Origin of the sequence: Lachnoclostridium sp. (assembly GCF_031997925.1) — a bacterium.
Classification (GTDB): domain Bacteria; phylum Bacillota; class Clostridia; order Lachnospirales; family Lachnospiraceae; genus Lachnoclostridium.
Genome location: NZ_DAMADT010000026.1, coordinates 34,197 through 52,459, shown reverse-complemented (window position 1 = coordinate 52,459; position 18,263 = coordinate 34,197). Strand labels below are relative to the sequence as shown.

The window sequence follows — 18,263 nt, the reverse complement described above, 5'->3', positions numbered from 1 at the left end:
TTCGTAAAGTGCATTTTCATTGCTACACCAAATAATATGATGATATCGTAACTTATGGCGGGGAGCTTGTTAAGCTTAGTACGGATGTAAAAATCCGAGATTGGAGTGAACAATGGTAAAACAGATGCAATTACATAGGATGGAGAACAGGGAAAAGGGTGGTTTAACAACGTTTGGAAGCTATTGGGGAAAAGGTGAGGTTTCCTCTGAAGCAAAATTCATATTGATGAATGAGGATAATAGTAATGTCCCTGTTCAATCACGAATCACAGCATATTGGCCAGATGGGACAGTAAAATGGGCTGCCCATACGGCAAATAGTGATGGCATGAGTGAATTAATAACAGTAGAAACTGTTTTAAAAGACCATCGAAATAAGGAAACAAACTCTACATTATCAGAGGAAGGAAATAAGCAAGAGATTATTGAAAGAGACACAAAGCAAGCAGGCGGTAATGATAATACAGATATATTAATCACGGAAGAGAAAGATAGTCTGTTTGTTCAAGCAGGTACCACTAGTGTTCGAATATGGAACAAAGGTACAAAGCTGTTCGAGCAATTTTATACCTCAGAATGTAAGGCTGTAGAAAAAGCAGAACTTGTTGCCCTGTTAGAAGAAAGAAGCATAGAAGATGATGTGGCCATAAAAAGAGAAGTTCCTTATCTTGGTGTTATCAAGGAGACAAAGATTGAGGAGTGCGGGCCACTTCGCTGTGTAATTAAAATAACCGGAATCCATCAGCATGCAATTACTAAAAGGGAAGTACTTCCGTTTATTCTTCGTATGACGATAGGAAAGAATCAGTCAGAAATCGTATTTACTCATACTTTTCTTTATGATGGTGATGAAAATAAAGATTTCTTAAAGGGAATCGGAGTACGCTTCTACCGCCAGATGAAAGGAGAAAGTTATAACCGTCATATTAAATTTGGTACAGACTATGGTTGCTTCCATGAAAGCCTTGCAATGCTTCTTACTTGGCATCCAAGAGTCCCTATCTCTATTTATGAAAGCCAGATGAAGGGGGAAGTTCTTCGCTTAAATGAAAAGGATACACCGGAGGCGATACAAGCGAAGGAACATATTCCAATATGGGGAGAATATGTGCTTTGTCAAGATAGTGCAACTCATTATGTGGTGAAAAAGAAAATAAGCAAGGAGGAGTGCTGTTACATAGAGGGGCTTCATGGAATTAAAGCAAAAGGAACTGTAGCGGTGTCAGATGAAGAGGGAGGATTTGCAATCGGTTTAAAAGATTTCTGGCAGAAGTACCCTTCCACTTACCAGGTGAAAGACCTTGATAATGAGGAGGCAAGTGCGACAGTCTGGTTTTGGTCACCGGAAGTTGAAGCAATGGATTTTAGGCACTATACGACTACAGGATATTCGCAAACTTATTATGAGGGATTTGATGAGATGGGTGCTACCCCATATGGTATCGCTAATACAAATGAAATTCGGTTAACTGCAATTGCGACTGGTATTCCGTCAGACGAGTGGATGGAACGATTTTTTAAACAAGTTCAAAAGCCATGTGTTTACATAGCAAGTCCTGAATATTACCATGAACTTGGTGCTTTTGGAATCTGGAGTTTAAGAAAAAGAGAGAATGAAGCACAAGTGTGGTTAGAAGACCAATTAGAGAAAGGATTAGAATTTTACCTTGAAGAAATCAAAGTACGTAACTGGTACGGATTATTTTCTTATGGGGATGTGATGCATACCTATGATAAAATACGACATTGCTGGCGTTATGATATGGGTGGCTATGCATGGCAGAATACAGAACTTGTTCCGACTCTTTGGCTGTGGTATTCCTTCTTAAGAACTGGAAGAGAAGACATATTTACCATGGCAGAAGCAATGGTACGTCACTGTTCTGAAGTAGATGTTTACCACCTTGGGCCATATAAAGGCATAGGTTCCAGACATAATGTAAGGCATTGGGGGTGTTCTTGTAAAGAAGCTCGTATAGCAATGGCAGGTCACCATCGGTTTTATTACTATCTTACAGGAGATTATCGTCTTGGTGATATCTTTAATGAAGTCAAGGATGGAGATTCTGCTCTTTTAGAACTTGATCCGCTTCGCCATTTCTTTCATAAAGAGGAAATGGTTTATAAAACACATGCACGTACTGGTCCTGATTGGTCAACCTTTACCTCGAACTGGATGACAGAATGGGAGAGAACTCAAAATCAGGCCTATAAAGAGAAGATACTGACAGGAATTCAGGATTTGAAAAATGCACCACTACGCTTAATCTCAGGCTCTGATTTTGAGTATGACCCAGAGAGTAGTCATCTTCGTTATATTGGAGAACAGGCAACAGGGGGATTTCATCTGATTATCTGTATGGGTGCTCCGCAAGTCTGGTTTGAGCTGGTGCAGTTATTAGAAGATGAAGAATGGAATCAGATGCTTGCTGACTTTGGAAGATTCTATTATATGGACCATGAGGAGCAGATGGCATTTACCAATGGCTTAATTAAAGATAGAATCTCTACATTTCCTTATATGGCAGCAGCCATGGCAGCCTATGGTGCTACTTATTATCAAGATAAAGAACTGGCAAAAAAGGTCTGGAAAGAGTTAAAAGAGTGTTTGTCTACTGAAGCAAAAAACAGTGTATTTGCTATCAACTCTGTATATCACGCAGGAAATCAGGAGATATTACAGGAGATGTCTAGTGTTTCAACCAATGTTATGTCCCAATGGTGTCTGAATGTGATTGTGGCGCTAGATTTAATTCCAGAGGAGTTACCAGAAAGCTTTTTTGGGGGTTGACTTTTTAGTAAGTTTTCCTTTATCCTAGTAATCAGTGAGAAAAGTTTAAAATGCTAGGTTCCTATACCTTTGATAAATGGTTACTTAGCTAGCAAATATACTTTATTGAGAGGTTACGATTTTGAAGAAAAAGGATATTATTTTACTGGTAGTACTATTAGTGATAGCGGGTGGAAGTTTTTTAGCCTATTGGTTGATGTCAGGTGAAGTTAGTGAAAATGGTAAAGTTGTTGTAGAGGTTGAAGGGAAGACCTACGGCACATATTCGTTATATAAAAATCAAACAGTAATCATACCAGGACGACATGGGGATAGCGTATTAAAAATAGAAGATGGATATGCAAAAATGGAAAGTGCCGGATGCCCCGACCAGATTTGTGTAAACCATCTAGAAATTCATAACAAAAACGATATGATTATTTGTCTGCCAAATGAAATTATCGTAGAAGTTACCGAAGGGGAGCAAGCAAAAACAGATGCCATAGTGCAATAAAAAACAGATGCTATGGCGCAATAAAATGTCATGATATGTAAACTCTTGGAATCCGATTTACCTACTTGGAATCCAGGAGTTTTTTTAACAACTTCTTAACACGAAAAAGATACTATAGCATTGAAGGTGGGACTAAGATAGTCTATAATGGTATAAGATATCCATTTTATGACAATTTTTTTAGTAAAGGAGGTGTGAAATGGCAGGCGAAATGCTGAACCGGGTGCGTGAGGTTGAAGAATTAGCAAAAGAGAAAGAGAATAATGCAATGGCAAGAGGAAACAAAATGGTGGAACGTGCAAAAGAAGAAGTGAAAGCGCATCTAGATAGTATCATGAGGGAGGAAGAAGAGTTAACAAAGAAAGCAATGCTTAAAGCGAGTGAATATCGACAACAACAGACAGAAAATGCTTTGGTGGAAGCAGACAAGGAAATTGAATATTTAATGAAACTTAGTAGCGAAAACAAAAAGAAAACCATCGATTATATTGTAAAGGAAGTGTTACAAAGTGTCAGTGCTTAACATGCAGAAAATACAGTTGTGTGCACTGAAGAGAAACCGAAAAAAGCTACTTATAACACTACAGCGATGTGGCGTGATGGAAGTTACCGATATTTATTATGACGATAGTATATTTCATCAACAAAAGCAGTCCGAGGTAGAAAACTTTGTAGCAGAGGATATGCAGTTAGCGAAAGAAGCTTTACAAGTGCTAGATACTTACTGTGACAAAAAGACAAAAGTTTCTTCACTTACTGGTAGAAAATTAATTACAACGGAAAAATACGAAGATTACGAATCAAAATACAATCAAATAAAAGAGCGAGCGTTACAAATAACGCAGCTTGCAAGAATAATTACGGAAGAAGTCCAGGAAAATAAAAAGCGAAAGGCACAGCTTGAGGCACTCGTACCGTGGATTACTCTTACGATACCTTTTAGCTGTACAGAAACAAACTGTACGGCTGTTTTTTTTGGTACTTTGTCAAATGCATGGGACAAATCGAAAGTAGAAAAACTATTTTCAGATTCTTTAAATACTACCGAAACCAGCCTATTTGTTGAGGTTGAGGTAATTAGCACAAGCAAACTAATGACTTGTATTATGGTTATGTGTTTAAAGAAGCAAGCGGTAGAAGTTCTCACTATCTTAAGAGATGCTTCTTTTTCTCAAAAAATCTCCAATTGTAACTTAAATCTACCTCCTGCAAAAGAGAAAGAAAAAATAGAGGAAGAGATCCTAGCCTCAGAGGATAAAATTGCAGAATATCTTGAGATGATAAAAGAGTTTGAACAGTATAGCGATGAGTTTCAATTTTTATCAGATGATGCAGAGGTTCGATTTGAACAGGGTGAGGTTATGAAGCATCTCATTGAGACAGAAAATGTATTTGTTGTGAGTGGATATATTCCGAAAGACGAGATAGCAAAGACCTTTAAGAAGATACAAGAGCAATGTGATGTTGCAATTGAGACTATGAATATAAGTGAGGAGGAAGAGGTCCCTATTCTTTTAAAAAATCCGGCATTCTCACAACCTCTTGAGGGGACTGTAAAAGCGTATAGTTTACCTGGTAAAGGAGAAATAGATCCAACAACGATAATGGCTGTTTTTTACTATATTCTCTTTGGAATAATGTTAGCAGATGCAGCTTATGGAGCAATTATGGTAATTGGATGTACATTTGCTCTCTTAAAGTATAAAAATATGGAGAATTCTTTGAAAAATTCTCTTAAGATGTTTTTATACTGTGGAATCTCTACCATATTTTGGGGAGTAATGTTTGGCAGCTATTTTGGAGATATGGTCGATGTTGTGTCAGAAACGTTTTTTGGTCATAAGATTTCCATTCCTCCAGTATGGTTTTTCCCAGTCAATGAACCAATGAAAATGTTAGTTTTTTCTATGCTATTTGGAATTATACATATTTATACGGGATTAGCAGTGAAACTATATCAATGCTTAAAACAAAAAGATTATAAATCAATTCTTTATGATGTCATCCTGTGGTATATCGTACTTACTGCTTCGCTTGTTTTGTTATTATCTATGGATGTTTTTACAAAGACCTTTGGACTTAGTTTTCAGTTAAGTAAGAAGGCGGGAAATATTGCGCTAGTTATCATGTTAATATCCTCAGTAGGAATCATTTTGACAGCAGGCAGAGAATCAAGAAATCCAATCAAGCGTTTCTTAAAAGGCTTATATGGTTATTATGGTATCACGGGCTATTTAAGTGATGTTTTGTCCTATTCTCGTCTATTAGCGCTAGGTTTAGCCTCTGGCGTTATTTGTACAGTAATTAATATGATGGCATCCATGGTGGGCGGAGGATTTGTTGGTGTAATAGCGTTTATTGTGATTTTTATTCTTGGTCATGCAATTAATATTGGTATTAATGCACTTGGTGCTTATGTACATACCAATCGTTTGCAATATGTTGAATTTTTCGGAAAGTTTTATAGTGGTGGGGGACGTGAGTTTAGTCCATTTTCCATGAGAACAAAGTATTTTAAATTGGATGAAGGAGAGAAATAATATGAACTTTTTAGCAGTTAGCGGAACGGGAATGGAGAACATTGGAATTGTTTTAGCTTTATTAGGAGCAGCACTTGCAGCTCTTATGGCAGGAATTGGCTCAGCGATTGGAGTTGGTAAAGCTGGTGAGGCAGCAGCAGGAGTGTTATCAGAAGATCCATCCAAATTTGGTAAAGTATTAGTTCTTCAATTGCTTCCTGGTACTCAAGGTATCTATGGTCTTTTGATTGCATTCCTTACAATGACGAAGATTGGTGTATTAGGTGGTGATAGTAAATTATCATGGCAAATGGGTGCACTCTATTTCTGTGCTTGTCTTCCAATTGCTATCGTTGGTTTAATTTCAGCAATCGCTCAGGCAAAGGCTTCCGTTGCTAGTATCGGTATGGTTGCGAAAAAGCCAGAACAGTTTGGTAAGGCTATGATTTTACCTGCGATGGTAGAGACATATGCTATTCTAGCTTTATTAATTTCACTATTAGCAGTAAGTGGCGTAAGTTCCTTGAACCTGTAAGGAGCAGGTAGGAGGGCGTATGACTGGTTTAGAATCGATTATTAAGAGTATTGAAGAAGAGGTAGCTTTCATATCGAAGGAAAGAATATTAGCTGCAGAAAAGAAAGTGGAGGAACTAAAAGAGGAAGCGAGGAAGGAAGAAGCAAACCTTCAAAAAGAAGGAGAAAAAGAGAGAGATATCTTACTACATAGCAGCAAAAAACAGGCTGATTCTGCAGCATTGGTAGCAAAGAAAAATAAAATTTTAGCAGTAAAGCAAAAGTTGATTATGGAAGTAATTCTTCAAGCGAAGGAGAGTATTCTTTCCTTACCGGAAGAGGAATATTTCAACTTAATCTTAAAACTGTTAGCACCTTTTGATTTTGGTCAGGGTGGAAGTTTATGCTTTAACCAAAGGGATCTAAATCGTCTACCAAGTGATTTTTTAGAGGCTTTGGATAGAAGAAATGAGCAAAGGGAAGAAAATACAGTAGCGATAGCAAAGGAACCAGTGAACATTACTGGTGGATTTTTGTTGGAACAAGGAAATATAACTCATAACCTATCCATAGAGGCTTTATTTGAAGAAAAAAGAGATCAATTATTAGAGCCCATAGCTTCTCTTTTATTCATGACAAGTGAATTGGCTTGCCAATTCAGCTTGTATGCATCAGAGGAAGAGATAAATAAGGAAAAGCTTTGATGATGAAATGGAGTGATTGGACATGGCAGATACAATGTATTATTATGCGGTCGCACGTACTAGAGTAAAAGAGCTTTCCTTATTCAGTGTTTCTTCGTTAGAGCAACTATTAGCTTGTAAAAATTATGAGGAATGTCTTCGATTTTTAAGAGAAAAAGGATTCGGTAAGCTATCCACAGAAAAAGACTCAGAGGATATTATTGAGGCTGAGTATCAAAATGCATATCAATTATTCTCTGAGCTTGTAAAAGATGAAAAAATATTACGAGTATTTCAAATTCCGTATGATTTTCATAATGCGAAGGTAGCAATAAAGTTAATCTATGCAGAAAGTAAAAACAGAAAGGAAAAACCAGTTTTTTTAGAAAGAGGAAGCCTTCCTTCTAAGGAGATATTGAAAGCCATTCAAGATAGAAAATTTGAGGCACTTCCTTCCATGTTAGCGGACTGTGTAAAAATAGCATATGAAGATTTATTGCATACTGGAGATGGACAATTGTGTGATATCTTTCTAGATGCTGCATGTCTTACTGCACTTTCCAGCGCTGGGAAGGATAGTAGGGTTGAGTTACTTGCTAAATATACGGAAAAAAAGGTAGCCTATGCAAACATGACGATAGCTTATCGCGCATGTAAAGCAAAGAAGAGTCAAGAATTCTATGAGATGGCTTTAGTTCCGTGTGAAACGCTTTCAAAACAAGAGATAATTTCTGCTGCGAAAAAAGGGGAAGAGGAGCTTAATTCCTATCTGCAAAAAACAGTATATGCAGAAGGTGCTCTCTCACTTAAAAAATCATACGCAGCATTTGAACTCTGGTGCGATAATGAAATTATGCAGTTGTTAAAAGGGGTTAAGCATTTACCTTATACCGCTGCGCCAGTGATTTCTTATTATTTGGCACGTGAGACAGAAATTAAAATGGTAAAACTGATACTCTCCGGAAAGCGAAATGCTCTACCGGAACAGCTCATCAGGGAAAGGATGAGAAAATTATATGTATAGAGTAGCAGTCTTGGGAGATAGAGATAGCACCTATGGTTTTGGAGCCTTAGGACTTTCGGTTTTTCCGGTTGAGGAGGAAGAAGAGGCAAGAAGAGTACTAAAGGACCTTATGAATGAAGACTATGCCATCATTTATATTACCGAATATTATGCGTCCAAACTTTCGAGTCTTTTGGAGAGCCAGAAGAACAATGCACTTCCTGTTATTCTCCCAATCCCTGGTATCTCAGGAAATACCAACAATGGGGTAGCTAGGATTAAGAAAATGGTAGAACAAGCGGTAGGCTCAGATATTTTATTTAAAGAAGAAGCAAAATCGGAAGAGGTAGGTGTAAAAAAATAAATGAGTAAAGGTGTAATCAAAAAGGTAGCAGGTCCCTTAGTTATTGCTGAGGGAATGCGAGATGCCAACATGTTTGACGTGGTACGTGTTAGTAGTCAAAGATTAATTGGTGAGATTATTGAGATGCATGGTGACGAAGCATCGATTCAAGTATATGAAGAAACCTCAGGCCTAGGTCCTGGAGAACCAGTAGAATCGACCGGTTATCCACTCTGTGTAGAACTAGGTCCTGGCTTAATTGGTTCCATCTTCGATGGAATTCAGAGACCATTAAATGAGATTATGGAGAGAACGGGAAATAATCTAGAAAGAGGAATTGAAGTACCGTCTCTAAATCGTGATCGTAAGTGGAACTTTGAACCAACCGCTAATGTCGGAATAGAAGTACGCGCTGGTGATATCCTTGGTACGACGATGGAGTCTCCTATAGTCATACATAAAGTCTTAGTTCCAAACGGAGTTAGTGGTATCATAACAAAAATTTTTAAAGGTGAGTTTACCGTAGAGGAAACAATTGCTGTCATAAAAACTGAGAATGGAGAAGAAGTTTCAGTATCTATGTTACAGAAGTGGCCAGTAAGAATTGGTAGACCATTTAAGGAAAAATTAGCACCACAAATGCCGCTTATTACAGGACAGCGAGTGATTGATACCTTATTTCCAATTGCAAAAGGTGGTGTTGCTACTGTACCTGGTCCTTTTGGAAGCGGTAAGACTGTTGTTCAGCATCAGTTGGCAAAGTGGGCTGAAGCTGATATTGTAGTGTACATTGGTTGTGGGGAACGTGGAAATGAAATGACAGATGTTTTAAATGAGTTCCCAGAGCTAAAAGATCCTAAAACAGGAAATTCGTTAATGGAGCGAACCGTATTAATTGCAAATACTTCCGATATGCCAGTTGCTGCAAGAGAGGCATCAATTTATGTAGGAATCTCAATCGCTGAGTATTACCGTGATATGGGCTATTCCGTAGCGTTAATGGCAGATTCCACGTCTCGTTGGGCAGAAGCATTAAGAGAGATGAGTGGACGTCTTGAAGAAATGCCTGGTGAGGAGGGTTATCCAGCTTATCTTGGAAGTCGTTTAGCACAGTTTTATGAACGTGCGGGACGTGTCATCTCTCTTGGAACGAACCACAGAGAGGGAGCACTATCTGTAATTGGGGCAGTGTCACCTCCTGGTGGCGATATCTCAGAACCGGTTTCCCAGGCCACATTACGAATTGTAAAGGTTTTCTGGGGGCTTGATGCAAACCTTGCATACCGTAGACATTTTCCTGCGATTAATTGGCTAACGAGTTATTCGTTGTATGCGGATAAGATGGGGAATTGGTTTAATACCGAAGTGAATGAAAACTGGACTTCACTTCGTATGAAAATTGTTAAATTGCTACACGATGAATCTGAACTAGAGGAAATCGTAAAATTAGTTGGTATGGATGCACTCTCCTCAGAGGATCGTTTGAAATTAGAGGCGGCCAGATCAATAAGAGAAGATTATCTCCATCAAGATGCATTCCACGAGGTAGATACCTATACGACCCTAGAGAAACAATATCAAATGATGGAGTTAGTGTTGTACTTCTATGATGCGTCATTAGCTGCTCTTAAAAATGGAGCATCCATTGATGCTTTAGTAAAACTGCCTGTAAGGGAGCAAATCGGACGTTTTAAGTATGAAAGAGAAGAAAACCTTCAGGAAGTATATGATGTCATAAAGAATCAAATTATGGAGCAAACGGAGCAATTAGTAGGAAGGGAGGATGCCTAATGCCAAAGGAGTATAAAACGATACAAGAAGTTGCAGGCCCTTTGATGCTAGTGAAAGGTGTTACTCAGGTTACCTACAACGAACTTGGCGAAATTGAGTTAGTGAATGGAGATAAAAGAAGATGTAAGGTTCTTGAAATTGACGGGGAAAATGCTCTCGTTCAATTATTTGAGAGCTCAACGGGTATCAATTTATCCGATAGCAAAGTACGATTTCTTGGTCGAGGGATGGAGTTAGCAGTTTCAGAGGATATGCTTAGTCGTGTATTTGATGGACTTGGCCGTCCTATGGATGGAGGTCCAGAAATACTACCGGAAAAAAGAATGGATATTAATGGACTTCCTATGAATCCAGTTGCTAGAAATTATCCGCAGGAGTTTATACAAACAGGAGTATCTGCAATTGATGGTCTAAATACCCTAGTTCGTGGTCAAAAACTTCCGATTTTCTCAGCAAGTGGTTTACCACATGCAGAGCTTGCTGCCCAAATTGCAAGACAGGCAAAGGTAAGAGGAACGAATGAGGCATTTGCGGTTGTATTTGCAGCGATGGGAATTACGTTTGAAGAAGCCAACTTCTTTACGGAAAGTTTTAAAGAAACAGGAGCGATTGATCGTACCGTAATGTTTGTAAATCTTGCTAATGATCCAGCGGTTGAGCGTATCGCAACTCCAAGAATGGCTCTTACTGCAGCGGAATATCTTGCTTTTGAAAAGGATATGCACGTACTAGTCATTTTAACTGATATCACAAATTATGCAGATTCCTTACGTGAAGTTTCAGCAGCAAGAAAAGAAGTGCCTGGGCGTAGAGGTTATCCTGGATATATGTATACGGACTTAGCATCGTTATATGAAAGAGCAGGAAGACAAAAAGGTAAGAATGGAAGTATTACGATGATTCCGATTCTTACTATGCCAGAAGACGATAAAACACATCCAATTCCTGACCTAACCGGCTATATTACCGAAGGCCAGATTATCTTAAGTAGAGAGCTTTACAGGCAGGGAATCACACCGCCAATTGATGTTTTACCATCCCTTTCAAGATTAAAGGATAAAGGTATTGGAGAGGAAAAAACAAGAAAAGATCATGCAAATACGATGAATCAATTGTTTGCCGCTTATGCGAGAGGAAAGGAAGCTAAGGAATTAATGGTGGTGCTTGGTGAGGCAGCGTTAACTGACATTGATAAATTATATGCTGAATTTGCGGATACCTTTGAGCGGGAATATGTCTCTCAAGGATACTATAATAGTAGAGACATTGAAGAAACATTAAATCTTGGATGGAAACTGCTCTCCATCTTACCAAGAACTGAGTTAAAGAGAATTAAGGATGAATTCCTCGATGAGTATTATGGAAAAACGATGGGGGTGTAAGAAATGGCAAGCACTCATGTTAATCCGACTCGAATGGAGTTAACAAAGTTAAAGAAAAAACTAACAACAGCGATACGAGGACATAAATTATTAAAAGATAAGCGCGATGAATTAATGCGTCAATTTTTAATTTTAGTTAAGGAAAATATGCAACTTAGAAAAGAGGTTGAGGAAGGAATTTTAAACGCTAATCAAAATTTCGCTCTGGCAAGAGCTATGATGCAAGAGGAATTTTTAGATGTAGCAATGATGGTTCCAAAACAAGAAGTCTATCTTGAAGCTGGTACAAAAAATGTAATGAGTGTTGAAATTCCTATATTCAAATATCACACAAAATCCTCCAATCTAAGTGATATCTATCCTTACGGATATGCCTTTACCTCAGGTGATTTAGACGATGCAGTACAGTCTTTATCAACAGTATTACCAAAGATGTTACGACTAGCGGAATGTGAAAAAGGTTGCCAGCTAATGGCAGCTGAAATAGAAAAAACTAGGCGTCGTGTCAATGCACTGGAACATGTTTTAATACCAGAAATGAAGGAAAAGATAAAATACATCGTGATGAAACTAGATGAAAATGAAAGAAGTACGCAGATTAGATTAATGAAAGTGAAAGAGCTTGTACTCCGTGATGCACTTGAAGAGAGGCAAAGGAAAGAGTAGAGATAAAAAATAGGATAAGGATAAAGAATAAGAACAAGGATAGATAAAAACAAAGGAAAAGTAAATAATAAAAAGTAAAGGAAAAAGGTAAAGGATAAAAATAAAGTATAATTTTGGAATCATCTATTTTTTAGTAGATGATTCCTTTTAATGTGCGCCCAGCATGGGCGCAATCTCGTGGGTTAAAGTCGTGTATTCTGAAAGCTGTCGTCAGCTTACCGATAAAAGTCCACTTGACAAACTAGCGTAAGTATGTAAGGATAAATATGTAAATATATGGTTTTTAAGATTACAATAATAACAATAACACCTTTTTTTATCTTTGCTGAGAAGGAAACGTTCCATATGGAAGAAGAGAATTAGAAAGAAGGAATGTGAATGAAAAATATTCATCAATGTATGTGTATATTTTTCTTGGTTCTATCAATTGTGTATCTTAATGGTTGTGATAAAAAATCAGTTACAGAAATTATACCAACTCATGAAGTAGACAATTCTATTGATCAGGAAAATAAAGTACTAGAGACTAATTCTGAACCATTATTTACTGATGAAGAAATAAAAACAGCAATAATAATGGCGGAACAACATATTGATGCTATGAATCAAAAAGATAATAAATTGATTATGAAAACAATGTTGCCTGAAAAAGTAAATGACCAAAAAGAACGGATAGAAAATGGTGAAGTACATTTATATGGTGTGGTCACAATTGATATTGAATCAATTGAATACTTAGGTGATGAACATGAGTTTACTAAAATGATTAATAAACAATATACTGAACAATTTGGTGTAGAAAATATTTTGCCTTTATTTGCAACAATAAATGTAAAATATCCAGAAGGAGTTGAAAATGGTGAATGGGCAGAAGGAGTATTTCCGAACTTTTGCTTTATCATGGTTAGAGAAGATAAAGATTCTTCATTCTATGTTTATGATAAGGGGTTCTAAGTATTTCTGTACAGAATAAAAACTCTAAAAACAAACATTCTAAAAACAAACACACCAAACCTTGATACTTGTGGACGCCTTTCATGGAGACACGATTTTAACATAGGGCTCCACCTGATACCTTCGTAGCAAAAGAAACGCTTAAGCTAAGCTATCAATAATATAATATGTACAAGTGTTCAAATCTCCCCGTCTCCGTAGTAAGCATTAGGCCCAAGTCTTATGACTTGGGTCTTTCGTATTGGGATGAGGTTTCTTTGAAACCCAAACCACACTGATATTTTTTAAGTAGATGATCCCTTTTTTAATCCAGTATGTTCAACGTAGCTGGACGACAATAACAAGGAATAGTTCACGAAGCGAGCCATTTCTCGTTGAAAGGAAATTATTCTACAATTACCTATAAATATTTCAGTATATGTCCAAAGGAAATAAATTCTCAGACAATAATTTTTATAATCTTGCTAATAATATATTTATATAAATTAATTATAGTATTTCATAGATTTATAAGGAACATTAGAGAGAAAGTTTGGTAATTGTCATAACTCATAATGATAAAGATTCTATGATTTAAGATGATACCACTTTCTTATGAAGGGCAGAAGGGAGCTGATATGATGAAACAAAAAAATGTACCAATGAAGTATTATATAGTGTTACTTCTTTTTTTTCTGTCCATTATCATGATTTCATGTTCTAAGAAAAAAGTAAAAAATTATGATGAGGTTATTTCACCGGATTCAATTTATCAGGAAATAGGAAATACTCAAGTAATTAAGGTAATGAATGAATTAGCTAAAATATCGATCTATTACCCAAAAATCGGACAAGATGAAATTGATCAAAAGATTTTAGAATATGTAAATTCTATTATGACCGATTTTGAAGATGAAATTAAGGTTAAACAAAAGCAAAGTAATACTTCCTTCGACTATACACCGAGGCTTACAATTCAATATGAGACTTATGCTTCCTATCCTAATATCTGTAGTATCAAATTTCGTATTTTAGAAGGTATGCCGTGGGAAGACAAGAAACGAGATTATATACAAACACTATGTTTTCAAGTAGACGAAGGTAAGAGTTTAAATTTTGATGATATTATACAAGTTGCTTATCAACAAGATTTTTATGACCAAGTGATAAAGCAATTAGAAACGAAAGAAGTCTATGGTAAGTATTTAGATGAAGATATGATTGAAAGCATGGTAATGGATGCTGTTCAAAATGGATTACAATTTACATTAACGAATGACAATATAATTCTATACTTTCCAAGATATGATTTACTAAGTGGATTATCATTATCACCTACTACATCCATAGCAATTGCATCCTTATCGGACAAACTAAGCTTGGATGAACAAGGAAAGTTATACCTAGAGCGTAAAATTGATCGAAAAAAACCAATGATTGCATTAACATTTGATGATGGACCTCATGATATTTATACTGCAAGAATTTTAGATACCCTTAAGGAATGTGGAGGAAAAGCAACTTTCTTTGTATTAGGGAAACGGGTTGGAAGTCATAGTAAAATATTAAATCGAATAGTAAAAGAAGGCAGTGAAATCGGAAACCATTCGTATTCGCACCCATTGTTAACAACATCTTCAGCAGAAAAAATTAAGCAGGAAATATCAAAAACCCAAGATGCTATTTATAAATGCACAGGATTTAAACCAAAGCTCGTAAGACCAACTTATGGTGCAGTAAATCAAACCGTACGAGCAGCCATTCGTTATCCGATGATAGAATGGTCAGTAGATACAGAAGATTGGAAATCTCGTAATGTTGATATGATAGTCAAAGAAGCAATGAGAGGTGCCAAAGACGGAGCAATTATTTTGATGCATGATATTTATCCAACAACAGCAACAGCAGCGGAGAAAGTGATAAAAAAATTAACAAAAGAAGGTTATCAATTAGTAACAATTTCAGAATTATTTGAATATCGTGGTGTTGGACTGAGTGCAGGAAGAGAGTATTTTTCATCAAAATATAGCAGATAATTATTACTCAGCCATTACAGACACACACAAATATATAAAAATTAGAAGGTGAAAATCTTTATTCATAAAACCAGAAAGGGCTCAAGCATGCTTTTTCTTGTTTAAGACTTAAAGATTTTCACTTTTTTATCTTATTTTGCGAAGCGTAATACACTAACAATAACAATAGCTTATAGTAATTTGATTAGGAGCAAAAATAATCATCCGATGTTTATCAATATAAACAATATTAGATGAGCATATAATATCATTGACATTCATAAAAGATATTTATATAATGTTATAATAAGGAAATTATGATTACTACTTGAATTTTAATGCCATTAATATTACAAAAATACCTAATATAAAAATGATTGCTATTTCTGGTATTGAAAGAAGAGATAAAGAGGAGATTATCAGCGATGATAGAGAGAGAAATAATTACTAAACCAGATTTTTTTGAAGAAGCACTTAATTGTTATACTTCAAAAGAAAATAATTATGAGATTTTAGATAACTATGAGAAATTTGGTATGACACAAAAAGAAATGCAGGATTATATTCAACCAGTGCAAGAGTTTTGCAAGCAAGTGAATGATCAATTTAGTGTTGCTATAGAAGAGTTTCCAAAGTTGAAAGCTTTGTTAAGATTAACAGATACAGAGTTGCAGAAAGGTTCTATAATATTGATTTTCTATCGTAACTTATTAAGAATAGAACAAGGTATTGGTGAATTCACAAGGGAAGACTTAGCATTTATTCATATGCTAAACAAAGAAGAATATTCAGAGGCATTAACAGATGAGAAAGTATATGTGAAGGATGTTTCCGAGTTAATTCAATTTTTAGAAGCTCAAAGTCTTGAGGATGCTTATAAGATGCGATTGATTAGTTTGTATATGGATCGTTTGGTTATTAAGGATCAAATTATGAAATTAAAGAAAATTGCGGGTGATATAGTAAAGAAATCTTATCATCTTGTGGAACACATAGTCGAGGAAGAGCTAGTTCGAATGAAGGAACCAGATTATTTAGATGAGGTATTAAAAGATTCCATTCGTATCTTTATGGAGCAGGGGAAAAAGTTCACTTTAATTCCTTGTATCAGTCAATATAATGCACTTGGCATGGAAGGTGTTGATGATTCTTATATTTTTCATGTAGGTATCTATATAGTAAATTTGGTAAAAAGGAAAAATCAAAATAAATTTAATGATGCGCAGCTTATAGCAGATTTAAAAGCAATCAGTGATACCACTAGGTTAAAAATGCTTCATATGCTATCTTTGAAACGCATGTATATTCAAGAAATGGCAGAAGAACTAAAATTAACTCCAGCGACTGTTTCTCATCATATCAATATTCTGCTAACTATGGAGTATGTATTATTGACTGTTGATGCTACAAAGTCCAAGAAAGTATATTATGAACTAAATAATGAGAAGCTGGAGGGTTTAAGTAAATCTATCTTAAACCTTGCAAGTGAACGCTCCCACCACTTAAATCAACGAAGTTAATTTTGAAGTTGGGGCTTTTTTAAAGCTGTAGTAACCTTATATATTTAGTTTTTAAAGAACTTATGTTCTTATTATAGTATTAAATTTGTTAAGTCTTTTACTTCTTAATCGGTGTGAGAATTCACTTACCACCTACGTGCTAATACGCTTTGAGGTGGGAGTGTTCTTCTCAATCATTGATAAATATTATTAAGGGAGGATCTAATGGAATCTGAATCAAAGTATCCAATTTTTAAAACAATTGGAAAGATGCTTGCGAATGTGAAACAGCAAAATAAGGCACTTTATATATGGCTAACTGTTTACACAATTGCAGCAGCAATCTATCCGTTTTTTGGAATCGTATTGCCAAAATTATTAATAGGGGAGCTTGTTTTAGGAGATTTAGCCAATGTAAAAACAGTAGTCACCATTATTGTAGGTTATCTAATTCTTGCTTCTATTGTTGGTTTTATTAAGAGTTATACATCAAACTGTGCCTATCCTAGAATTACAAGGCTTCGTATTGATTATATCGGTGAAATTTTCGATAAAATTGTAAGTGCGGATTATCAATACATGGAGGACTCAACATTCTTTAATAAAAATGAAAGGGCACTAGAAGCAACAAGCTCGAATAATAACGGTGTTGAAGGGGTATACCATAAGTTGTTTGAAATTCCTGCAGTTATGATATCGGTACTTGTTCTTGTTGTAGTAATTGGGATGGTAAACCCTCTGATTTTACTAGGGTTGATTGTGAATCTCTTTGTTACGATCTACATTAGTAGGAATGTTCATAAACATGAATATAAGCGAAAGGAACAGCTAGCAAAAGCTGATCGAAAAAAACGTTATTATTATCAGACGACCCACGATTTTTCCTATGGTAAGGATATTAGGCTATATGGTTTATCTGGCCGAATCTTATCAAATTATAACAAAGAAATCAGTGGATATATAGCCGTGAAAAATCAGATTTTTAACAGAGAATATGCCCTAGGTTATATAGGCTTGCTCACTTTATTACTTAGTGATGCGCTGACCTATGGTATTTTAATAAAAAAAGTTGTGGATGGTATGTCAATTGCTGACTTCTCAATGTATCTAGCTGCAGTGGTAAGTTTATCTGTGATGTTAAAGAGCTTCTCAGAGCAAATTAGTTTTATAATCAATGAAACACATTATGTTTATGATTTTTATAACTTTTTAGATCGAGATCTTGGAGCAAAGGGCGGTGAAAATAAGGCAATTAAAGATGATACATTAGAAATCGAGTTTGACAACGTTAGTTTTAAGTATCCTAATACGGACCAATACATAATTAAAAATCCTAATTTTAAGATTAACAAAGGGGAACGTCTTGCTATTGTTGGTGTTAACGGTGCAGGGAAAAGTACGATTGTTAAATTAATGATTGGCTTATTTGATGTTACGGAGGGAGAGATACGAATCAATCAAATACCAATCAAGTTATTTGATAAAAAAGAATTATATGATATGTTTGCAGTTGTTTTTCAAGATATTAATGTCCTTGCATTTACAGTAAATGAAAATGTAGCATGTACCTCCGAAGGGATAGATGATGCTCGCGTCGAAAAAGCACTAGACCGAGTAGGATTGACGGAGAAA

At 35.9% G+C, this 18,263-nt stretch carries 15 protein-coding genes; all 15 read left to right on the top strand.

Annotation, left to right across the window (positions count from 1 at the left end; genetic code table 11):
- The first annotated feature begins 112 nt into the window (after positions 1–112).
- Complete coding sequence (locus RTP52_RS15215; protein WP_312372293.1) at positions 113–2,791, top strand: exo-rhamnogalacturonan lyase family protein; 2,679 nt, start codon at positions 113–115, stop codon at positions 2,789–2,791.
- Positions 2,792–2,912: 121 nt separating this feature from the next.
- Positions 2,913–3,284, top strand: a complete 372-nt coding sequence (locus RTP52_RS15210) for a NusG domain II-containing protein (RefSeq protein ID WP_312372291.1) — start codon at positions 2,913–2,915, stop codon at positions 3,282–3,284.
- 199 nt (positions 3,285–3,483) lie between these two features.
- Positions 3,484–3,807, top strand: coding sequence for a hypothetical protein (locus RTP52_RS15205; protein ID WP_312099948.1), 324 nt, complete (start codon positions 3,484–3,486; stop codon positions 3,805–3,807).
- Positions 3,794–5,824, top strand: coding sequence for a V-type ATP synthase subunit I (locus tag RTP52_RS15200; RefSeq protein WP_312372289.1), 2,031 nt, complete (start codon positions 3,794–3,796; stop codon positions 5,822–5,824). Before RTP52_RS15205 ends, RTP52_RS15200 begins: the two co-directional genes overlap by 14 nt.
- 31 nt (positions 5,825–5,855) lie before the next feature.
- Entirely contained in the window at positions 5,856–6,338 is a 483-nt protein-coding gene (locus tag RTP52_RS15195; protein ID WP_312372305.1) for a V-type ATP synthase subunit K, read from the top strand.
- 19 nt (positions 6,339–6,357) lie between these two features.
- Positions 6,358–7,020: a V-type ATP synthase subunit E family protein gene (locus RTP52_RS15190; protein ID WP_312372288.1), complete on the top strand. Its 663-nt coding sequence runs from the start codon at positions 6,358–6,360 to the stop codon at positions 7,018–7,020.
- A gap of 22 nt (positions 7,021–7,042) precedes the next feature.
- Positions 7,043–8,023 carry a V-type ATPase subunit gene (locus RTP52_RS15185; RefSeq protein ID WP_312372286.1) on the top strand — a complete coding sequence of 327 codons (981 nt, stop codon included), beginning with the start codon at positions 7,043–7,045 and terminating at the stop codon, positions 8,021–8,023.
- The gene (locus tag RTP52_RS15180; protein ID WP_312372285.1) at positions 8,016–8,366 is read left to right on the top strand and encodes a V-type ATP synthase subunit F; all 351 of its coding nucleotides are present in this window, start codon (positions 8,016–8,018) and stop codon (positions 8,364–8,366) included. The genes RTP52_RS15185 and RTP52_RS15180 overlap by 8 nt, the downstream gene beginning before the upstream one ends.
- On the top strand, positions 8,367–10,136 hold the full coding sequence (locus RTP52_RS15175) for a V-type ATP synthase subunit A (RefSeq protein ID WP_312372284.1): 1,770 nt from the start codon (positions 8,367–8,369) through the stop codon (positions 10,134–10,136).
- Positions 10,136–11,518, top strand: a complete 1,383-nt coding sequence (locus tag RTP52_RS15170) for a V-type ATP synthase subunit B (protein WP_312372283.1) — start codon at positions 10,136–10,138, stop codon at positions 11,516–11,518. Before RTP52_RS15175 ends, RTP52_RS15170 begins: the two co-directional genes overlap by 1 nt.
- Before the next feature lie 3 nt (positions 11,519–11,521).
- Positions 11,522–12,184, top strand: coding sequence for a V-type ATP synthase subunit D (locus RTP52_RS15165; RefSeq protein ID WP_312372282.1), 663 nt, complete (start codon positions 11,522–11,524; stop codon positions 12,182–12,184).
- A 378-nt stretch (positions 12,185–12,562) separates the two neighbouring features.
- The gene (locus RTP52_RS15160; protein ID WP_312372280.1) at positions 12,563–13,138 is read left to right on the top strand and encodes a hypothetical protein; all 576 of its coding nucleotides are present in this window, start codon (positions 12,563–12,565) and stop codon (positions 13,136–13,138) included.
- Positions 13,139–13,755: 617 nt separating this feature from the next.
- Positions 13,756–15,153 carry a polysaccharide deacetylase family protein gene (locus RTP52_RS15155; RefSeq protein WP_312372278.1) on the top strand — a complete coding sequence of 466 codons (1,398 nt, stop codon included), beginning with the start codon at positions 13,756–13,758 and terminating at the stop codon, positions 15,151–15,153.
- Between the two features lie 404 nt (positions 15,154–15,557).
- The gene (locus RTP52_RS15150; protein WP_312372277.1) at positions 15,558–16,652 is read left to right on the top strand and encodes an ArsR/SmtB family transcription factor; all 1,095 of its coding nucleotides are present in this window, start codon (positions 15,558–15,560) and stop codon (positions 16,650–16,652) included.
- 204 nt (positions 16,653–16,856) lie between these two features.
- The coding region (locus tag RTP52_RS15145) for an ABC transporter ATP-binding protein (protein WP_312372276.1) at positions 16,857–18,263 on the top strand (1,407 nt) is incomplete at its 3' end.

Coding starts and splice junctions, on each gene's coding strand:
- RTP52_RS15160 (WP_312372280.1), top strand. CDS start 12,563: ATGAAAAATATTCATCAATGTATGTGTATATTTTTCTTGGTTCTATCA.
- RTP52_RS15205 (WP_312099948.1), top strand. CDS start 3,484: ATGGCAGGCGAAATGCTGAACCGGGTGCGTGAGGTTGAAGAATTAGCA.
- RTP52_RS15215 (WP_312372293.1), top strand. CDS start 113: ATGGTAAAACAGATGCAATTACATAGGATGGAGAACAGGGAAAAGGGT.
- RTP52_RS15150 (WP_312372277.1), top strand. CDS start 15,558: ATGATAGAGAGAGAAATAATTACTAAACCAGATTTTTTTGAAGAAGCA.
- RTP52_RS15190 (WP_312372288.1), top strand. CDS start 6,358: ATGACTGGTTTAGAATCGATTATTAAGAGTATTGAAGAAGAGGTAGCT.
- RTP52_RS15195 (WP_312372305.1), top strand. CDS start 5,856: ATGGAGAACATTGGAATTGTTTTAGCTTTATTAGGAGCAGCACTTGCA.
- RTP52_RS15175 (WP_312372284.1), top strand. CDS start 8,367: ATGAGTAAAGGTGTAATCAAAAAGGTAGCAGGTCCCTTAGTTATTGCT.
- RTP52_RS15165 (WP_312372282.1), top strand. CDS start 11,522: ATGGCAAGCACTCATGTTAATCCGACTCGAATGGAGTTAACAAAGTTA.
- RTP52_RS15180 (WP_312372285.1), top strand. CDS start 8,016: ATGTATAGAGTAGCAGTCTTGGGAGATAGAGATAGCACCTATGGTTTT.
- RTP52_RS15185 (WP_312372286.1), top strand. CDS start 7,043: ATGGCAGATACAATGTATTATTATGCGGTCGCACGTACTAGAGTAAAA.
- RTP52_RS15155 (WP_312372278.1), top strand. CDS start 13,756: ATGATGAAACAAAAAAATGTACCAATGAAGTATTATATAGTGTTACTT.
- RTP52_RS15170 (WP_312372283.1), top strand. CDS start 10,136: ATGCCAAAGGAGTATAAAACGATACAAGAAGTTGCAGGCCCTTTGATG.